Raw genomic sequence first — 16,805 nt, forward strand, 5'->3', positions numbered from 1 at the left:
ATGGGTACTGATCACATCGACACGCTCGTCATAGGCGGGGGCGTAGTGGGCCTATCCGTGGGATATGGGCTTGCCCGCAGCGGAGATACCGTGTGCGTGCTTGACGGAAGCGATGACGCCTTTCGTGCATCGAGAGGAAATTTCGGCCTCGTCTGGGTCCAGAACAAGGGGCTGGGTCGTCCGGCCTATGCACGCTGGACCATGCAGGCGGCGCGCGAGTGGCGAGCACTCGCGACGGAACTGCAAGACCTCACGGGAATTGACGTCCAACTTCAGCAGCCAGGCGGAATTAGTATGAGCTTCGATGAGAAGACGCTCTCTGAGTCCGCCGGGAAACTCGCAGTATTAGGTGCACAACTCGGTATCAACTATCCATACGAAGTCCTAGATCTGCCGAGCCTGCGCCGGCTCATCCCAGAAACCGGCCCGGATGTTGTCGGTGCGATTTACTGCGAGCTCGACGGTCATGTCAGTCCGCTGCGTACGTTGAGAGCGCTGGTCCAAGGCTACAAGGCTCTCGGTGGCCACCTGGTGACCGGCGTAAGCGTTGGGAAAATTGAGCACCGCGCGGGGGAATTCCGAGTCCGGGCTGGAGACCGCACGTTCTCGGCATCGCGCGTGGTACTCGCTGCCGGACTGGCGAACAGAGACCTTGCTCCCCAGGTAGGACTATGCGCCCCCGTACGACCTGTACGAGGCCAACTCCTGGTTAGCGAACGGGTGTCGCCATTTCTGCGATATCCGTGCCATTACGTGCGGCAGACGGGCGAAGGCGTTGTGCAGATCGGTGACTCGAAGGAAGAAGTCGGGATGGACGATGGCACCACGTTGCCTGAACTGGCTCGCATTGCAGCGCGAGCGGTGCGCAGCTTCCCAATGCTGGCCAATGTCAACTTGGTTCGCACATGGGGCGCGCTGCGTGTCATGACTCCGGATGGCTATCCGATTTATGAGCAGTCCGTTGAGTGCCCGGGAGCTTTCGTCGTGACGTGCCACAGCGGCATCACGCTGGCACCAGCACATTCCGGCCCTCTTGTGGAATGGATACGTACCGGCACCGAACCGGTTGAAGTTCGGGATTTCAAGGCAAGGCGTTTCGATGTTCAAGTCAATCAAGTTATCGCCCACTGAGCTGCAGCCGACTGTTGTCATCCACGTGGAAGGACAAGCGGTACATGCGTGCGCGGGCCGGACCCTGGCGACAGCATTGCTTGCCGCGGGAATCGTGCCTTTTCGAAAGACGGCAGTATCGGGAGCTCCACGGGCGCCGCTATGCCTCATGGGTGTATGTTTCGACTGCGTCGTAGAAGTGGATGGCGCTCAGAACGTGCAATCCTGTATGGTCGAGGTGCGCGAAGGAATGCAGGTGCGGTTGCCATCGGGCGCACGGCGCGTGGAGGCAGCAGCATGAGCTCAGGGAACAATGTTCGCTCCATCGACGAAAAGCGGATCAACGAAGGCTTCACCCACGACCTCATCATTATAGGTAGCGGTCCTGCGGGGATGTCGGCAGCGACAGTTGCGGCAGCGTGTGGCCTGCGGACTGTCGTGCTCGATGAACAGCCTCGCGCTGGCGGCCAGATATACCGGAATATCACGGTCGCGCCCCGAACGGTCAAAGAGTTGCTCGGTCCGGACTACTGCCATGGCGCGTCCTTGGCGGAGCGCTTTGCAAAATCAGGGGCCGATGTCCGGTACGGCACTTTGGTGTGGGATGTGGCGCGTGATCTGACTGTTACCGCGCAACAGTCAGGACGCTCGTTCAACGCCCGTGCTCCGCAATTGGTGATTGCCACCGGAGCGATGGAGCGCCCCTCGCCGTTACCCGGTTGGACGCTACCAGGCGTACTAAATGCAGGCGCTGCACAGATCGCTCTTAAGACGGCAGCTCAAGTCCCAGACGGCAGGGTTGTGCTGGTGGGAAGCGGTCCATTGCTACTGTTGGTTGCATGCCAACTGCTAGACGGAGGAGCCAAAATTGCCGGCATCATTGAGACAACCCCCACAGAAAACAAGCGGCGCGCATTGAAGCATCTGACATTGGCTGCAACGTGCCCGAAGATTCTCGGAAAAGGTCTACGGATGCTATGGAGGCTGCGCCGTGCGGGCGTACGCTTTGTCAAGCATGTGGAAGATCTTCGCATTGAGGCTACAGATGACGGTCAACGTGTGCGAGCGGTGTCATTCGTCGAGGGCGGCAGAGCGCAATGTATCGAAGCCGACGTTGCCTTGCTTCATCACGGCGTCGTGCCCAATACTCAGATAACCAGGCTCTTGCGTGTGGACCACTCGTGGAGCGATGAGCAACTGGCGTGGCATCCGACCGTTGATGCGTGGGGTGAGACGTCCTTGTCTGGGCTTCGAATAGCCGGCGATGGTGCGGCGATCGCGGGCGCTTTGGCTGCGGAGGCCAGTGGTGCCATCGCTGCCATAGGGGCTGCGGTGGCAATCGGAAGACTAGACGCTAAAAGGGGCGAGCAACTTGCGAAGTCTTGGCGCTCCGCGCTAAAGCATCAGCAGCGTGTCCGTCCATTCTTGGATGCCCTTTATCGCCCTCCAGAATGGCTCGTTGACTGTGCTGACGACACTGTTGTTTGCCGATGTGAAGAAGTCACCGCGGGGCGCGTCCGTGAGATGGCGAAGTTGGGGTGTGAGGGACCAAACCAGACTAAGTTCTTTAGTCGCTGCGGGATGGGGCCATGTCAGGGGAGGATGTGCGGAATCACCGTGACCCAGATACTTGCGAATACCCACCATCGTACGCCGAGTGAGATTGGCGCCTATCGCATTCGTGCCCCGATCAAACCAATAAGTCTTGGGTCGCTGGCCGCCCTAGCGTGCCCCCCCAATCAAGCACCACAAAAGAAGGAACACAAGTCGTGATGGCAATCCAGAGACACCATACGAATTCGCGTCTGAGCAAGGTTGTCCGCTATGGCGGACTGGTGTATCTGTGCGGACAAACTGCCAAAGGGAGTGCTTCCGCCACCGGCGATATCGCCGCGCAAACAAGTGAGGTCTTGTCACGTATCGAGGCGCTCCTTACTGAAGCGGGAAGCAGCCCTAGCCGGCTTCTCTCTGCGACGGTCCATCTGCGTGACATCAGGGATTTTCCAGGAATGAACGCTGTATGGGAGGGGTGGTTGGCAGACAACAAAGCGGAGGCACCCGTTCGTACTACTGTCGAGGCAGCGCTCGCCACGGAGGGGCTACGAGTTGAAGTAACTATAGTGGCGGCAGAAGGAAGCGCGGCTGTATAGGAGAGTAAGAAACCTAGCGATCGCTGTCCGAACTGCTACGCGTGCAGCCCTTAAAATGTTATGCGCGTGCGTTCTCATACGACCGCTGTGGATCCGGCTGCGGTCGTATGATCTGATGCGGCGAAGGTCAGTCATTGGCCGGCAAGCGTCCCCTGGCCGGCCAATCTCTCCGACTACACGTCAATCTGGTCCGCCAAAATATGCCTGGCGACTTGACACCACATGCCGATAGGGTCAAGTCGGCCGGCGCTGTCCATCTGGCCTCAGCGGTCGCCTAGCGATTGGGAAGAGGCGCTGACAAATTCCACACGGCGCTCTTCGAGCCGGTCGAATTCCGCGTTATGAAGCATTAGGTAGGCTGCACGCCTCTCGCATGGCTTGTTCTCAAGATCTTGCAAAGGACCAAGCTTGYTCAGATCGCAATGCGTCATGGACTTGGAGACTGCCAATTTTCCGTCCGGTCGGAAAGTGATCATATATCGATCAAACAACGCATCCAGGTTGGCTGACAGCAGTAGGCCATTCTTGGGGTCGAGCCTCTGTGCGTCGGTCGAATGCTTCCACGGCACGATGTGTGAGGCGCGCAGCGCCGAAAGAACGGTCAACCGCGTGACTGCACACGCGCTATTGAACTCTTGCTCGAGGTCGGCCCGAAATTGCCCTTGCCCCAGACGCACAGCCACTTCTGCGAGACGCTCCGTTTCGGATTTCGACTTGTCTGTCAAGATCGTCTGCAAGTCTTCCTGAATATTCGCCGCGTCCAGACTGCTTTCCGGCGGAAAGAAGGCTGCGTCAATCCGTCTCGCCCAATCGCGCATCAGCAGTAGACTTGTCGCTTCATCCTCGATCCATAGATAAGACCCGCTGTAGTCCGTATAGACGTGTAGCCGATCCGGATCACAGCCATGGTCGCGGGCGAAAGCATACTTTTCGAAATCTTGAGGCGCTTTCGCGATAGAGACCTTAACGCCTTCCTTTGGAAAGCGGTACAGGCAAGCATACGGAACTTTACTCAACCAAAGCTGCTCGCTCATCAGTCCGATGTAAATGCCGCGCCAGGTGATACGCAATGTTCGTCGTTGAGCCTTCACCGGGCCCTGCGTCGTAGCTGCGACAGTAAAGCCCTCCTTCTCCAACGAACGAATGATACCCATTGCAAAGGCATTAGGCGGGGCACCGGTATAGCCTGAAAAGGCGGATGTCGAGCCACTGGAAGTCATTGGGGTCTGGCTCGATGATTTCCCAGTTCTATCCTGCAGGAGGGAAATTTCATGCTTGATCAACGCCGCAAGTGACTCTACAGATTCCACCCTCTCCAGCGAGCGATCGCCCCCGGACGCGTGGGACTGTGCAAGCTTCAGATCCCATAGGCCCCGAGGCGCCGACTTGAGCCGAAAGATTCGGTTCAAAACACTCTTCTTGCCAAGGAAATAGCTGGTGCTATTGGTGTTCTTCTCTCGCTCCAGTTCGGGGAATCGTTCGCGAACCAAGGCGTGGATCTGTTCGAGACTTAAAGCGGTCTTCATGGGCCTATTGCTGGGAGGAAACCATCATGATACCGATTCGTTGATCTGAGCGTCGATTCACCGTCAGCGACCTTTCCATTGATGGCGGTACTTGATCGGCGAGACACCACGCGCCAACTTGAAGGCACGACTGAACGAAAACTCCGATCCATAGCCGACGCGCGACGCGATCTCACTGAGGCGTAGTTCGGTTTCCTCCAGCAGTTGCGCGGCAATGCCCATGCGCCAACGCGTCAGGTACTGATGCGGTGGTTCGCCCACCAGGGCGCAGAAGTTGCGGGCGAAAGCGGCTCGCGACAAGGTGGCTTCTTTGGCGAGTGCCGTGAGCGTCCAGGCACGTTCTGGTGCTTCGTGCATCCGCGCAAGGACCCGCGTCATTTGCGGCGACCGTAGGGCCGAGAACCAAGCGTTATCTGTAGGGGACGCATTTTCAGCCCATTCGCGCATCAAGTAGACGAACAAGGACGAAAGCAGATTCCGCACCACGATGTGGTTGCCAAAGTTCGGCGTCTCTACTTCGTTACGGAGCATGCGCAGCGTATCGCTCAGAGGAGAATGCCCGGGTTCCATCCCGGCGCGAAGCAGCACGGCCTGCGGAAGCGCCCTTAACGCGGGGAGCGCCAGATGCTGATCCAGGTCGAACTGGCCGCAAATGAGCGTGGTGGCCTTGGGATCCGGGTCAACGACGCCGTCGCGTCTGGCAAGGAATGTATCGAGTGGAATGGCCTTGCCTCGCTTCGAATGCACGACTTCATGCGCACCACCGCGCGGGAACAGAACCAGTTCACCAGCACGCAATTCCAGCGTCTGCGCATCAGATTGACGCACGAAGGCATGTCCTTCCGCAGCGAAATGGAACACCACGGCATCGCGACGCTGCACCGCAAAGCCCCATGGCCCTGCCACGCGCGTGCGTACCAGCACCAGGCCATCGGCTCGGACCGCCTTTAACCAACCGTTCAACGCTTCCATGACCTCATCATAGCTGCTGAATGAGACGAAATGATATGAATTCTGGATGCATCGATATGGATCATCTTCCCTTGGGCTGCTTTACTACGGAACACCCCTCCCCGAAAGGCGAACCATGAACAGAGAACGCATTCAAGCTGCCATCGACACCATCTACGCACGCATCTTCAACAACGGCGAGTCCGAGCTATTGCCGGGCCTGGTTGCGGGTCCGTACATCCAGCACAACCCCCTGTTTCCGGATGGCACCGACTTCATCGCCGGCTACATCAAGCAGGCCGGCAAAGTGCCGTGCGAGGTCAAACGTATCGCGATCGATGGCGACCTCGCATTCATTCACGTGCGCTATCTGGACTGGGGCGGCAAGGAAACCGCAGGCGTCGACATTTTCCGCTTTGACGCCAATGGAAAGATCGTTGAGCACTGGGACGTGCTGCAGCCGGTACCGGAGACGGCCAACAACACGAACACGATGTTCTGAGCAGGCGAGGGACTCGCACGAAGCAACCCGTACGATGTTGGCCTGGCGCGCTGTCAACCTGAGTCAAAGGGAGCTGGCCCATGTCCGCCTATGAAACCGTGCGGGTCAATACATCACATGTGGTGATGACCCGGTGATGACCGTCACCCTATTCAATCCACCGATCCACCTTGAAACGGACGCGATGATGGCGGACCTCGATCGCCTTCACCGCCGTCTTGATCCTTGGCCCTGACTGGCTGTAGCCGCCACATTTGCCCGCGCCGAGTGCCATTTTTGGGTTCATCGCCGATTTGCGTGGGCAGCTTTGCGGGTTGCGTGTGGTGGTTCGTATGCAGCAGCCCGGTGTCCGGGCCTTGTTACCGTTGTCACGCTTGGCTGGGCCTGCTTCGCCGACGCCGCGGCCGCGGCGACGACCCATTCCCAACGGTTATGGCGTTATGCCGGGCAGCCTATTGCCGGATATCCGCTACACGCCGCATCCTCCGTTGCAACGCGCTAATCGAAGCGCGGGCAAACGGAGGAGACAAGGTGCGGTTCCCATTTTCCATTGGCAAGCCAGGCGTACGGCGCTGTAACGCAATCGCAGCGATGGCACTGCTGGGCACGCTGCCGGCGGTGACGTTGGCGCAGCCGCAGGCTGCCCTGTCGGCGGCAACCCCGACGTCAATTCCGGCGGCAGACCCGGCCACCAGCATCATGCAAGGGTTTCCGCCGCCACCCGACGCACAGGTCAACAGCAGCAACGCGTTTCGCTACCCCTACCTGCGCTGGGCCTTCCGGCACGCGCGCGAACTTTCGCCCACAGCAGGCATTCGGCACTCGGCACAGCCCCTGCCCATGCCGGTGCAACCCGTTGCGGGCCTGGACCTGGTCAGCTTTGAAGTCGACCGTCAGACCATCCGGCTTGATGAGTACTTGCGCCAGACCCATACGGACGGCTTCATCGTGCTGCACGAAGGGCGCATCGTCTACGAGCGCTACTTCAACGGTTTCGGCGCTGAACAGATGCATATCTGGGCATCGATGACCAAATCGGTCACCGGGCTGCTGGCTGCCATGCTGGTCGACGAAGGCAAGCTCGATCCAGAAACCAGATTGTCCACCTATGTGCCCGAACTGGCCGGCACCCCATTCGGCGAGGCCACCGTCCAGCAGAACCTCGACATGGAGGTTGCCGTCGGTTATCCGGAACACCTTCCACCAGATCTTGGCCTGTTCGGCGCGGTGGGCATCCTGCCGCGCCGCGAAGGTGCTCCGGACAATATCTATGCCTTCCTGAAGGTGGCCATCCCGGCCGCGGACAAGGCAGCGGATGTCTGGTACTACCAGAACGRCTCGCCCGAAGCCGTAGCCTGGGCCCTGCGCCGCATCACCGGAAAGTCGTGGGCGCAAATGGCTTCAGAGCGGATCTGGTCGCGCTTCGCCGAGGATGACGCCAGTGTCCAGATCGACCGCCTTGGCACCGAGATGGCCAGCGGCGGGATCAGTAGCACTCTGCGCGATGCGGCCCGTTTTGCCGAGTTCGTCAGACTGGCGCAAGCGCAACGCTTGCCAGACCACGTTGCCAATGCCACGCGCATCGCGCTGCAGCCCGGCCACAATCAGGCCCGGTTTGCGCGGGGCAACCTGGCAGCCGGTCGGCAGGGCTACGCCTATCGGGACTACTGGTACCAACGCAACGATGGCGACGGCTCGGTGGAAGCCGGCGGCCGCTTTGGCCTGTGCGCCCGCGCCGGACGCCCGCTTCGCGTTCGTCCGGCGACTTCCGGTCTCGCTTGCGGTGCCACCTGCCGCGCCGTCCATGAAGAAATCAATAATAAAGGAGACCACCAGAATGAAGACGCCCCTATGGATGTTGTCCGCCGCCTGCGGCGCGCTGTCCGGCGCGGCCCAGGCGAGTGTCACGTTGTACGGCGTGGCCGATGCCAATATCGAGTACGTGAACCATCTCTCGCCGAAGCTGCCCACGCAGCCCGGCTTTCCCGGGCCGGGGGAAACACGTGTGGCGCTGAACTCGGGCGGCCTGTCCGGCTCGCGATGGGGCCTGCGTGGCACGGAGGACCTGGACGGCGGATTGAAGGCGGTGTTCGTGCTGGAAAGCGGCTTTGGCCTCGACGATGGCAAGGCTACGCAGTCGGGGCGCTTGTTCGGCCGCCAGGCGTTCGTTGGCCTGCAGAGCGAGCGCGCCGGGCGGATAACGTTCGGGCGCCAATACACGGCGATCTTCGACGCGTTCTCCAACTTCTCACCATCCGGCTATTCGACCCAATATGAACCGATCGCCGCACAGCTGGGCCTGGATTTCCGCTCGGACAATATGGCGAAATACACTGGCAACTTCGGTGCCTTGACGGCCACCGCCGACTGGTCGTTCGGCAACGGCGTGTTCGGCAACGGTGAGGCTCCCGGCCAGTTCCGCCGCGACACTGGCTATGGCGCCGGCCTGAATTACTTTTCCGGTCCCTTCGGCCTGGCGTTTGCCTTCAACCGCTACAACCCCACCATCCCGACCAGTGGCGACGTCGGCAATTTTCGCAAGGCCGGGGTGGCTGCCAGCTACAGCGCGGGCCCGGTCAAGCTGATGGCCGGCTACCGGTGGGGCCTGAACAAGGCGAGCAACGGTGCCACCATCGTAAGGGACGACTATTACTGGGCCGGCATCAACTACCAACCTACCACTGCGCTGGGCCTGACGCTCGGCTACTTCTATGACGACGTCAAGATGCTCAGCGGCACCAATGTACCCAACGCCTGGCAAATCAGCTTCATCGCCGACTACAACCTGTCAAAGCGCACCGATATCTATCTGACCATGGCCTACGTGCGAAATGCTGGCATCAATTTCGATACTTCGGCGGTCAGCTTCGCCAATGGCTATTTCCTCGGGGCGAACGACCGCACCATGACGGCGGTCGCCGTCGGCATCCGACACAAGTTCTGATGGGTGACCGCCGGGAAGGTGGCGGGGCTCATTCCCGGCGGCTACCCACTGATATCTTGCGGTCGACATCGCGCATGTAGGGCGCTAAGACAGCTCCCGGCAAGCCTTTGTCTGCGGCAAAGGCGCCGTGCTGCCCCCGAAGGCGGCGGAAAACCCCCTTCCCTAACGCCTTCCGCACACTCTGGCGAGCGCCGGGCTGCGCATCCCGACCCAAGCTCGCCCCACTATGGAGGGGTGCTGCCAGGTCGTGTTAGTGCTTAGTATCGCGCGATACAACAATAGGCGCAGGAGGGTCAAGTGAAAGCGATGCTCGGGCTGGTGTTCCTTTTCGGCATTGTCGTCGTTGTCCTGTCGGTACTGAAGGCGGCAGGCGCAGGCGGGAGTCCCTCTAAGCATTTTCGCTTTGCCCGCAGAGCGCCATTCTTGCGCCAGGATGAGATACAGCTCTACGAGCGGCTGAGCGCGGCGCTGAAAGAAACGCACGTCTTTCCCCAGGTCGCAATGTCCGCGTTTGTACAGCACAAGGGAAAATCACAGGCCGCCAGGAACCTGTTCGCTCAGAAGTATGTCGACTACCTGGTTTGTGAGCGCAAGACGATGCGGCCGCTCTATGTCATCGAGCTTGACGGCGCCTCGCACGGTAGCGCTAAAGCACAGAAGCGCGATAAGCAAAAGAATGATGTTCTTGCATCGGCCGGTATCCCGATCATGCGCTACACATCCAAGGACGTCGAACTGGGGACGATCCTCAGCGACTACATCACTGTTATCTCGCCACAGTCGACTGAAGGAACTGGCCCGTCAGGACCGGAGAGCGCGCGAAAGCTGCGCGCTGTGCAGGCACCCGTATCCTGAAGTTGCACCATGCAGAGGTATCTGACAATCGCGATGTTCGTCATGGCCACGAATGCCGCCGGCCAGACCATCTATCAATGCCGGAGCGCCGCGGGGCAAGTCACGTTGCAGGATGCCCCGTGCCAGAGCGACGCAAAGACGGAGATGGTAAAGAAATCCATCGGCCAACAAAACGCAGAGTATCGCGCTGAACCGTCATCCGTCTTCGATCCCAAGGGGCAGGCCAGGCTCACTTCAAGCATCATCTGCCCGTCGCTGCGCCAGTCCTACCAGGCTGCTGTTACCAACGCTGAGCGTGCCATGCTCAGCCATAATCCGGTACAGACGCAGCAAGCGTCGGAGGCTGTACAGCGCGCTGGCGCACAAGTATCCAGATACCGGTGCGAATAGCTATACGCTGAACCCACACAGCAATTCTCCTCTGAGATCTCCAAAAACACGGGCGTTCGCATCGGCGCCGATTCTGCCTAGCAGCAGTGTCAACGCCTCGGTTCGGTAATGAACCCGATTTTGTCGATGCCGCCGCGCTGCGCGGCCGCCATCACCTCGGCCACGCGCTCGTAGCGCACGTCGCGATCCGCGCGCAGATGCAATTCAGTTTGCGGCCGCAGCTTGACGGCTTCCGCAATGCGTTGCTCCAGCGCGGCGTTGTCTACCAGCTGCTGGTTCCAGTACACCCTGCCCTGCGCATCGATCGACAGCTTGATGTCCTGCAGCCTGGTGTCGTTGGGCTGGTTGCTCGCACGGGGAAGACTGATCTTCACCGCCTGATTGATGACAGGAATGGTGATGATGAAGATGATCAGCAGCACCAGCATGACGTCGACCAGCGGCGTCATGTTGATCTGGCTCATCAGTTCGTCATCGTCTTCGTCGAGCGTGCCAAATGCCATGATGCTTATCCCTCCTGTTTCGGGCCCAGGGATGCAGGCGCTCAGTTCTCGACAGCCAGCCGCATCGAACCGTCATCGGCGCGCGCGCTCGTGGTGGGGCGCACGCGGGCGCCGGTCACGAAGTAGGCGTGCAGGTCGTGCGCAAAGCGGTTGAGCTTGCTGATGACGCCCTTGTTGCCCCGGCTTAGTGTGTTGTAGCCGAGCACGGCCGGGATTGCCACTGCCAGGCCGAAGGCGGTCATGATCAGCGCCTCGCCCACCGGGCCGGCCACTTTGTCGATGGTTGGCACGCCAGCGCCACCAATGCCGATCAGCGCATGATAGATGCCCCACACGGTGCCGAACAGCCCGACGAAGGGCGCGGTCGAGCCGACCGAGGCCAGCACAGCCAGGCCCGATTGCATGTGCGCCACGGCTTCGTCGTTGGCGCTCCTGAGCGAGCGAGTCAGCCAGTCCGAGATGTCCAGTGCATCCTGCAGTTGCGGCTGGCTGGCGAGATGGTGCTGCGCGGCTTCGCGGCCGGCCATGGCCAGCGCGCGGAACGGGTTGGCATCGTTGGCGCCCAGCGTGTCGAGTGCGTGATCGAAATTGTCCGACCGCCAGAAACGCATTTCGGCGCCACGTGCCATCGACTTGAGGCGAACCAGATCCCACGCCTTGGTGAGAATCACGATCCACGAAAGCACCGACATGATCAACAGAATGATGGCGGTGGCGCGCATGACGACATCGCCTTGCGACCAGAGGTGTGAGAGTCCGAGGTCCTGCATGGTGGCTCCTGGATAGGCGGTGAACAAGCGGTGAATAGGCGGCGTTTAGCGGGCGCGGAAAGTTCCGGCAGTTCAGTCCAGTTCGAAGGTGACCGGCTGCTGTGCGGTGACCGCCACGCCACGGCCGTTCTCCATATAGGGCTTGCAGCGCATCGCCTGTACCGCATTGACCGCGGCCGTATCGAGGCGGGTGGATCCGCTTGAGCTGACAACGGCCGCTTTGACCACGCGGCCGTTTTCGTCAGTGGTCAGGCGCACGATCGTCTTGCCGGTTTCACCCGTGCGGCGCGATTGCGCCGGATAGGTGACCTGCGGCGACGAGCAAGCGATTTCACCGATTCCCACCGCGCGGGGCGCGGCGTTTGCCGCTGCGGCAGGTGCGGCTGGTGCGGGCGGCTCCAGCGCCGGAGCTGGGGCAGCGGGCGGAGGCGGCGGCGCCTCGATCGCGTTCGGCAGCGGCGGCAATGATGCTACGGCGGTCGGCGTGGGTTGCGGCTTGGGTGGGTTCGGGTTCGGGTGCGGCGTCACCACCCTGGCCTGTCTGGGCGGCGTCGGTTGCGGCGTGGGTGGCTCCGGCGCTGGCGGTTGTTGCGGCAGTTCCATCGGGATGATGCGCGCGATGATCTCGGGCCCGACAACCGCCTCGGTCAGCTTGCGGCCCAGGCCGGTCTGGATCAGATAGAGCAGCCCTGCGTGAAGGAGCAGGACGACGATGGCGACCTTGAGGAATCGTTGATCAAACATGGGAAGAGTCCCCGCTAATGGCGCTAACCGTTGCACGGCTCCGACTCTGGAAGCCACTGAGCCGACAGACGGCACTGCCGCTCTCGGGCGACAGCGCGTTGCGTACCTAGTCCAGGCGCCTGGCTGCGACCACGAGCGTGTGCAGGTTTTATCGCTTCCTGCTGTGTCAGGCTGCCCCGCGGTGGAGAGGGAGACGGTGAGAGAGGCGGATTGGATTCTGCCGATTGGGCATGGGCGACAGCGGCGACAGCGGCCGCGCCGCCGGCCGCGATGGCGCGTAGCGGAAAACGGGTCATGGCAAACGTGCGGGCCCGCACTGCCCGACATCGGCAGGTGCCGCACAGGGGTTCGTCTGCTGGTGAGCCTGCAGATGCGCGAGCGCATGGACCGCCACCACCGACTGAGCGAACAGCAGGAACAGGACCAGCAGGATCGATAAGCAGCGCTGCCGCATGGGAAGCAAGGAAAGAGGATCAGCACTCTTTGCAACTTTGTTGCAAGTCTGCCACCAACAAACCGGGCAAGCAATCGCTCAGTGGCGAGGTGGCGCTGCGCAGGACTGACGGGGATCGTCAGCTTGTCAGTTGTACTGCCACGACTGCCCCGCAGGTGATCGCGCCTTCTCTTCGCCACGCGTGTCCGTCAACAGGACCGAAGCTGGGACGCAGGTTTTGAATGTGGGTCCACGGCGTCGCGATGGCGGGCCATTCGCTCGTCTATCATGGTTGGCAGGCGCGCCTGTTTGCCGCTGAACCGTGCGGCAACCTATCGAAAGGAGTCTGGCATGAGCACTTGCGATCTGCCGCACCATGCCCACCATCATCACCGGCATGGCATGCACTGCGGCCATACGGCAATCCGGCACAACGGACACATCGATTTTCTGCATGACGGCCATTTGCATCATCCGCATGCGAGCCATGTCGATGAGCACCGGCTAGAAGTCGGTGAGAAAAATCCCGACCGATGCACGCCGGACCACAACTGCGGGGGGCACGAGCCCGGGCATGTCCACGGCCCCGGCTGCGGGCACGAAGCCGTGCCACACGGTGACCACATGGACTACCTGGTCAAGGGCCATCTTCACCATCCACACGGTGACCATTGCGACGATCACGGCCCTGTAGATCTGGCGTAGCGAATGGCGTGGTGTACTGGGTGCCGCTGAGCAGGCGGATGGGGGTGTTGCACACACCCCCCATGGCGACGATATTGGCTGGCATCCGCATCCCGACCCTTCTCGGACAATGACGAGATCATGTCTTCTGGCGGCTTAGGCATTGTGGATTCAACCGGTCAACGCAACGGATTGATGGAATCGTTCAGCCGGTGTATCGAAGTCCAATGTCTTTCGGGGGCGCTCCTACGCGCAACGCGTCAAGCCGCCCGTTGCTTCCATGGCGTTGGCTTCGGTACCGCACAAGGTCCTTCCACCTCAATGCTTGCGAAATCGGCAGGTCCCACTACCTCCAGATACTCCATGTCTTCAGAGTAATCGAAAAGGTAGTGCCTGATTCCCGGCGCCTGATGCACGCAATCACCTGCGGCCACCAGCGTCTCGCGGTCCTCGTACATGAAGCGTGCCCAACCTTTCAGCATGTAGACGATGTGAAACTCTGCCTTATGTACATGCCATCCAGTGCCGTTTTCCGGTGCATTATTCGCCCGCACCAATTGCGCGATCACGCGTCCGTTCGTGGCGGCAGCAATGCCAAGGTCGCGATACACAAAGAAGTCGCGAAGGCCTTCACCCCGGAACGCCGTGTCGGTTGGAAGCACGTGCGAGAAGCGGGTAATCGTTGTGGGTTTCATTACAGATCTCCTTTGCTGGATTCATTTCTGGCCGCCATACGGTGCAGTGAAATATTGGTGCTGCGGGCTGCGTGAAACGCTGCCGTCCTGATGGAAGCGAAAAGGCCTAGTCCGGTTGCGCGGCGCCCACACGCAAGGCGCTCTTGGGCAGTACAAACAGAATGGCGAGACCACCGATGACCATGATGGCAGCGATGACATAGATGCCGTATGACAAGCTTCCGGTCTGCCCCTTGATAAAGCCCAGTAGTGTCGGACTGACGAAGCCGCCAACCACGCCGATGGAACTCACTAGTCCGATTCCCACCGCAGCGGCCTCTTTGCGCAAGTACGTCGGCGGGATGGCCCAGAATGCAATGCCGGCACCGAACTGGAAGAAAGCGCCGAAGCAAAGGACTGCGAGGCTCGCGGCGAGCGAGGACTGAAGCCATGTGGTGGATGCCAGCGCGGCCGCCGCAATGATGAGAGCACCGCCGACGTGCCAACGTCGCTCCTTGAATCGGTCCGAACTGCGCGTCAGCAACAGGACGCCCGCACCAGCGCACACATACGGGATGGCAGAGTACCAGCCGATCTGCGCGACATCGGTGACGCCCAGTCCCTTGATCATCGTTGGCAGCCAGAACGTAAAGGTGTAGTTCGCACAGGCTGTAGCAAAGTAGATCAGCGCGAGCAGCCACACACGAGCATCAAAGAAGGCCTGGCGAAGCTCCGATCCCACTCCACTGTGCGCACTGGCGGCTCCAGATGCATCAGCACCGAGAGCGTTCTGGATAAGATCCTTCTCCGCGGGCGTCAGCCAACCGGCATCCGCAGGCCTGTTCTTCAGCAAAAGGAAGCAGGCGATACCCAGAAATGCCGTGGGCAACCCTTCAAGCAAGAACATCCACTGCCATCCCGCGTAGCCACCGACGCCGTTCATCGACGACATGATCCAGCCAGACACCGGACCACCGATGATTCCCGACACTGGAATGGCGAACATGAACATACCCGTGACGGCCGCACGGCGCGTGCTTGGGTACCAGTAGGTGAGGTACAGGATGATGCCAGGAAAGAAGCCGGCCTCGAAAACGCCCAGCAGGAAACGCACCACGTAGAACTGTGTGGAAGTCGTGACAAACATCGTAGCGGCCGATGTCAGGCCCCACAGCACCATGATCCGCAGAATTGTAAGCCGTGCGCCGATGCGTTCGAGCAGGAGGTTACTCGGAACCTCGAACAGCAGGTAGCTGAGAAAGAAGATGCCCGCTCCGAGGCCATACACGGCATCGGAAAAACCCAGATCTCCCTTCATCTGCAATTGCGCGTAGCCGACGTTGATCCGGTCCAGGAACGCCAGCAGGTATGAGAAGAAAATCAGCGGCAGGATCCGCAGCGTGATTTTTCGATAGACCTGGTCCTCGGACAGCGCGTGCCCGTTGGCATCGGCAGTCAGCCCTACGCTGACATTTGTGGTGGCAGGCATGTTGTCTCCATGTTTTCTAAGAGTAGATGGCGCATTCTTGGCGCGCATGGCAGCGCCCCCCCCCGCCTCGTGGCGGGGCGCGGTGATGCTTGAAATGGGAATTGGATAATCCGAAGCCGCTCAGAATCGGGTCTTGTCCCGACCCTTGAGTTGCAGGAACTCTCGCGCTTCTGCGGGAGTCGCGATCTCAAGGGAGAGTTCCTCGAGGATGCGACGGATCTTTCGGACCTGTTCAGCGTTGGTTTTCGCCATGACACCCTTGCCGAGATAGATGCTGTCCTCCAGTCCCACCCGGACATTGCCGCCCATGATCGCTCCCATCGTGAGCAGCGACATCTGGTGACGGCCCGCGCCGAGGATGGAGAACGCATAGTTCTGCCGGCCAAACAGTCGATCCGCTACCGTGCGCATCGTCGTCAGGTTCTCAGGGTCAGGTCCAATCCCGCCCAAGATCCCGAAGATGGATTGAATGAAGAACGGTGGCTTGATCAGTCCTTCATCGACAAAATAGGCCAGGTTATAAAGATGGCTGACGTCGTAGCACTCCAGTTTGAACCGGGTTCCATGCTCGCCCAGCTCGCGCAGCACGTGGGTGATGTCCTTGAAGGTGTTCCGGAAGATCAGGTCGTCCATCCCCTCAACGTATGGGCGTTCCCACTCATGCTTCCAGTTCGTGATCTTTCTTGCGATCGGATGGATCGAGAAGTTCATCGAACCCATGTTGAGAGAACACATTTCCGGCTTTGCGCGCAGCGGGTAAGCGAGGCGCTCTTCCAGCGTCATCCGCGTACTCCCACCCGTCGTGATATTGATCACGGCATCCGTGGCCTCGGCAATTCGGGGAACGAACTGCTGAAACAGCTCCGGATCTGGCGAAGGCCTTCCGTCGACGGGATCGCGGGCATGAAGGTGCAGAATGGAGGCACCCGCTGCGGCTGCGTCGATCGCCTGCTCCGCGATCTGGTCAGGCGTAATCGGAAGGTACTCCGACATCGTCGGCGTATGCATGGCGCCGGTAACCGCGCAGGTGATGATTACCTTGTTGTTGGCTTTGCTCATAGTGACACCCAAAGTCTCTGG

General features: G+C 60.4%; 17 protein-coding genes and 1 pseudogene. 10 read left to right on the forward strand and 8 right to left on the reverse strand.

All coding sequences use genetic code 11. From position 1 onward, the window contains the following. From AC1DK4_RS33155 to AC1DK4_RS33170, 4 genes are read left to right on the forward strand one after another with little or no spacing between them, the layout of a single operon-like run. Nucleotides 1-1,131 carry an NAD(P)/FAD-dependent oxidoreductase gene (locus AC1DK4_RS33155; RefSeq protein ID WP_441614132.1) on the forward strand — a complete coding sequence of 377 codons (1,131 nt, stop codon included), beginning with the start codon at nucleotides 1-3 and terminating at the stop codon, nucleotides 1,129-1,131. Further along, nucleotides 1,100-1,411, forward strand: coding sequence for a (2Fe-2S)-binding protein (locus AC1DK4_RS33160; RefSeq protein ID WP_441614131.1), 312 nt, complete (start codon nucleotides 1,100-1,102; stop codon nucleotides 1,409-1,411). Before AC1DK4_RS33155 ends, AC1DK4_RS33160 begins: the two co-directional genes overlap by 32 nt. Then, the gene (locus tag AC1DK4_RS33165) at nucleotides 1,408-2,883 is read left to right on the forward strand and encodes an FAD-dependent oxidoreductase (RefSeq protein WP_441643221.1); all 1,476 of its coding nucleotides are present in this window, start codon (nucleotides 1,408-1,410) and stop codon (nucleotides 2,881-2,883) included. The genes AC1DK4_RS33160 and AC1DK4_RS33165 overlap by 4 nt, the downstream gene beginning before the upstream one ends. After that, nucleotides 2,883-3,260, forward strand: coding sequence for a RidA family protein (locus tag AC1DK4_RS33170; protein ID WP_441614350.1), 378 nt, complete (start codon nucleotides 2,883-2,885; stop codon nucleotides 3,258-3,260). Before AC1DK4_RS33165 ends, AC1DK4_RS33170 begins: the two co-directional genes overlap by 1 nt. 263 nt (nucleotides 3,261-3,523) lie before the next feature. On the opposite strand, the gene AC1DK4_RS33175 is transcribed toward AC1DK4_RS33170, so the two are convergent. Both AC1DK4_RS33175 and AC1DK4_RS33180 read right to left on the reverse strand, forming a co-directional pair. Beyond that, nucleotides 3,524-4,786: an HNH endonuclease gene (locus AC1DK4_RS33175; RefSeq protein WP_477132033.1), complete on the reverse strand. Its 1,263-nt coding sequence runs from the start codon at nucleotides 4,784-4,786 to the stop codon at nucleotides 3,524-3,526. A gap of 63 nt (nucleotides 4,787-4,849) precedes the next feature. Further along, nucleotides 4,850-5,758, reverse strand: coding sequence for an AraC family transcriptional regulator (locus AC1DK4_RS33180; RefSeq protein ID WP_441614128.1), 909 nt, complete (start codon nucleotides 5,756-5,758; stop codon nucleotides 4,850-4,852). Nucleotides 5,759-5,873: 115 nt separating this feature from the next. Between AC1DK4_RS33180 and AC1DK4_RS33185 the strand changes: the two genes are divergently transcribed. The 5 genes and pseudogenes from AC1DK4_RS33185 to AC1DK4_RS33205 all read left to right on the forward strand — a co-directional run bounded on the left by AC1DK4_RS33185 (nucleotide 5,874) and on the right by AC1DK4_RS33205 (nucleotide 10,428). Then, nucleotides 5,874-6,239: a nuclear transport factor 2 family protein gene (locus AC1DK4_RS33185; protein WP_441614127.1), complete on the forward strand. Its 366-nt coding sequence runs from the start codon at nucleotides 5,874-5,876 to the stop codon at nucleotides 6,237-6,239. A gap of 840 nt (nucleotides 6,240-7,079) precedes the next feature. Beyond that, a pseudogene (locus AC1DK4_RS33190) lies at nucleotides 7,080-7,949 on the forward strand (serine hydrolase domain-containing protein); the annotation flags it as partial. 127 nt (nucleotides 7,950-8,076) lie between these two features. Next, on the forward strand, nucleotides 8,077-9,183 hold the full coding sequence (locus AC1DK4_RS33195; RefSeq protein ID WP_441614126.1) for a porin: 1,107 nt from the start codon (nucleotides 8,077-8,079) through the stop codon (nucleotides 9,181-9,183). Nucleotides 9,184-9,489: 306 nt separating this feature from the next. Then, complete coding sequence (locus AC1DK4_RS33200; RefSeq protein ID WP_441614346.1) at nucleotides 9,490-10,038, forward strand: DUF2726 domain-containing protein; 549 nt, start codon at nucleotides 9,490-9,492, stop codon at nucleotides 10,036-10,038. 9 nt (nucleotides 10,039-10,047) lie between these two features. Then, nucleotides 10,048-10,428, forward strand: a complete 381-nt coding sequence (locus tag AC1DK4_RS33205; RefSeq protein ID WP_441614125.1) for a DUF4124 domain-containing protein — start codon at nucleotides 10,048-10,050, stop codon at nucleotides 10,426-10,428. Nucleotides 10,429-10,517: 89 nt separating this feature from the next. Here AC1DK4_RS33205 and AC1DK4_RS33210 read toward each other — a convergent pair whose 3' ends face one another. The 3 genes from AC1DK4_RS33210 to AC1DK4_RS33220 all read right to left on the reverse strand — a co-directional run bounded on the left by AC1DK4_RS33210 (nucleotide 10,518) and on the right by AC1DK4_RS33220 (nucleotide 12,445). Further along, nucleotides 10,518-10,931, reverse strand: a complete 414-nt coding sequence (locus tag AC1DK4_RS33210; RefSeq protein ID WP_441614124.1) for an ExbD/TolR family protein — start codon at nucleotides 10,929-10,931, stop codon at nucleotides 10,518-10,520. 41 nt (nucleotides 10,932-10,972) lie between these two features. Next, nucleotides 10,973-11,701: a MotA/TolQ/ExbB proton channel family protein gene (locus AC1DK4_RS33215; RefSeq protein WP_441614123.1), complete on the reverse strand. Its 729-nt coding sequence runs from the start codon at nucleotides 11,699-11,701 to the stop codon at nucleotides 10,973-10,975. A gap of 72 nt (nucleotides 11,702-11,773) precedes the next feature. After that, complete coding sequence (locus tag AC1DK4_RS33220) at nucleotides 11,774-12,445, reverse strand: energy transducer TonB (protein ID WP_441614122.1); 672 nt, start codon at nucleotides 12,443-12,445, stop codon at nucleotides 11,774-11,776. Nucleotides 12,446-13,229: 784 nt separating this feature from the next. Here AC1DK4_RS33220 and AC1DK4_RS33225 point away from each other — a divergent pair. Beyond that, complete coding sequence (locus tag AC1DK4_RS33225) at nucleotides 13,230-13,583, forward strand: hypothetical protein (protein ID WP_441614121.1); 354 nt, start codon at nucleotides 13,230-13,232, stop codon at nucleotides 13,581-13,583. Between the two features lie 239 nt (nucleotides 13,584-13,822). Here the strand turns inward: AC1DK4_RS33225 and AC1DK4_RS33230 are convergent, their stop codons facing one another. The 3 genes from AC1DK4_RS33230 to kce all read right to left on the reverse strand — a co-directional run bounded on the left by AC1DK4_RS33230 (nucleotide 13,823) and on the right by kce (nucleotide 16,784). Further along, nucleotides 13,823-14,257 carry a cupin domain-containing protein gene (locus AC1DK4_RS33230; RefSeq protein WP_441614120.1) on the reverse strand — a complete coding sequence of 145 codons (435 nt, stop codon included), beginning with the start codon at nucleotides 14,255-14,257 and terminating at the stop codon, nucleotides 13,823-13,825. A gap of 106 nt (nucleotides 14,258-14,363) precedes the next feature. Beyond that, a complete protein-coding gene (locus tag AC1DK4_RS33235) occupies nucleotides 14,364-15,725 on the reverse strand; it encodes an MFS transporter (RefSeq protein WP_441614119.1) in 1,362 nt (453 codons plus the stop codon). Nucleotides 15,726-15,845: 120 nt separating this feature from the next. Beyond that, complete coding sequence (kce, locus tag AC1DK4_RS33240) at nucleotides 15,846-16,784, reverse strand: 3,5-dioxohexanoate:acetyl-CoA acetone transferase (protein WP_441614118.1); 939 nt, start codon at nucleotides 16,782-16,784, stop codon at nucleotides 15,846-15,848. Nucleotides 16,785-16,805: the final 21 nt, after the last annotated feature.

This window comes from Cupriavidus sp. 05N38 (assembly GCF_056397345.1).

Bases quoted from the DNA above. Each gene is read 5' to 3' on its own strand.
- AC1DK4_RS33155 (WP_441614132.1), top strand. From the start codon at position 1: ATGGGTACTGATCACATCGACACGCTCGTCATAGGCGGGGGCGTAGTG.
- AC1DK4_RS33160 (WP_441614131.1), top strand. From the start codon at position 1,100: ATGTTCAAGTCAATCAAGTTATCGCCCACTGAGCTGCAGCCGACTGTT.
- AC1DK4_RS33165 (WP_441643221.1), top strand. From the start codon at position 1,408: ATGAGCTCAGGGAACAATGTTCGCTCCATCGACGAAAAGCGGATCAAC.
- AC1DK4_RS33170 (WP_441614350.1), top strand. From the start codon at position 2,883: ATGGCAATCCAGAGACACCATACGAATTCGCGTCTGAGCAAGGTTGTC.
- AC1DK4_RS33180 (WP_441614128.1), bottom strand. From the start codon at position 5,758: ATGGAAGCGTTGAACGGTTGGTTAAAGGCGGTCCGAGCCGATGGCCTG.
- AC1DK4_RS33185 (WP_441614127.1), top strand. From the start codon at position 5,874: ATGAACAGAGAACGCATTCAAGCTGCCATCGACACCATCTACGCACGC.
- AC1DK4_RS33195 (WP_441614126.1), top strand. From the start codon at position 8,077: ATGAAGACGCCCCTATGGATGTTGTCCGCCGCCTGCGGCGCGCTGTCC.
- AC1DK4_RS33200 (WP_441614346.1), top strand. From the start codon at position 9,490: ATGCTCGGGCTGGTGTTCCTTTTCGGCATTGTCGTCGTTGTCCTGTCG.
- AC1DK4_RS33205 (WP_441614125.1), top strand. From the start codon at position 10,048: ATGCAGAGGTATCTGACAATCGCGATGTTCGTCATGGCCACGAATGCC.
- AC1DK4_RS33210 (WP_441614124.1), bottom strand. From the start codon at position 10,931: ATGGCATTTGGCACGCTCGACGAAGACGATGACGAACTGATGAGCCAG.
- AC1DK4_RS33215 (WP_441614123.1), bottom strand. From the start codon at position 11,701: ATGCAGGACCTCGGACTCTCACACCTCTGGTCGCAAGGCGATGTCGTC.
- AC1DK4_RS33220 (WP_441614122.1), bottom strand. From the start codon at position 12,445: ATGTTTGATCAACGATTCCTCAAGGTCGCCATCGTCGTCCTGCTCCTT.
- AC1DK4_RS33225 (WP_441614121.1), top strand. From the start codon at position 13,230: ATGAGCACTTGCGATCTGCCGCACCATGCCCACCATCATCACCGGCAT.
- AC1DK4_RS33230 (WP_441614120.1), bottom strand. From the start codon at position 14,257: ATGAAACCCACAACGATTACCCGCTTCTCGCACGTGCTTCCAACCGAC.
- AC1DK4_RS33235 (WP_441614119.1), bottom strand. From the start codon at position 15,725: ATGCCTGCCACCACAAATGTCAGCGTAGGGCTGACTGCCGATGCCAAC.
- kce (WP_441614118.1), bottom strand. From the start codon at position 16,784: ATGAGCAAAGCCAACAACAAGGTAATCATCACCTGCGCGGTTACCGGC.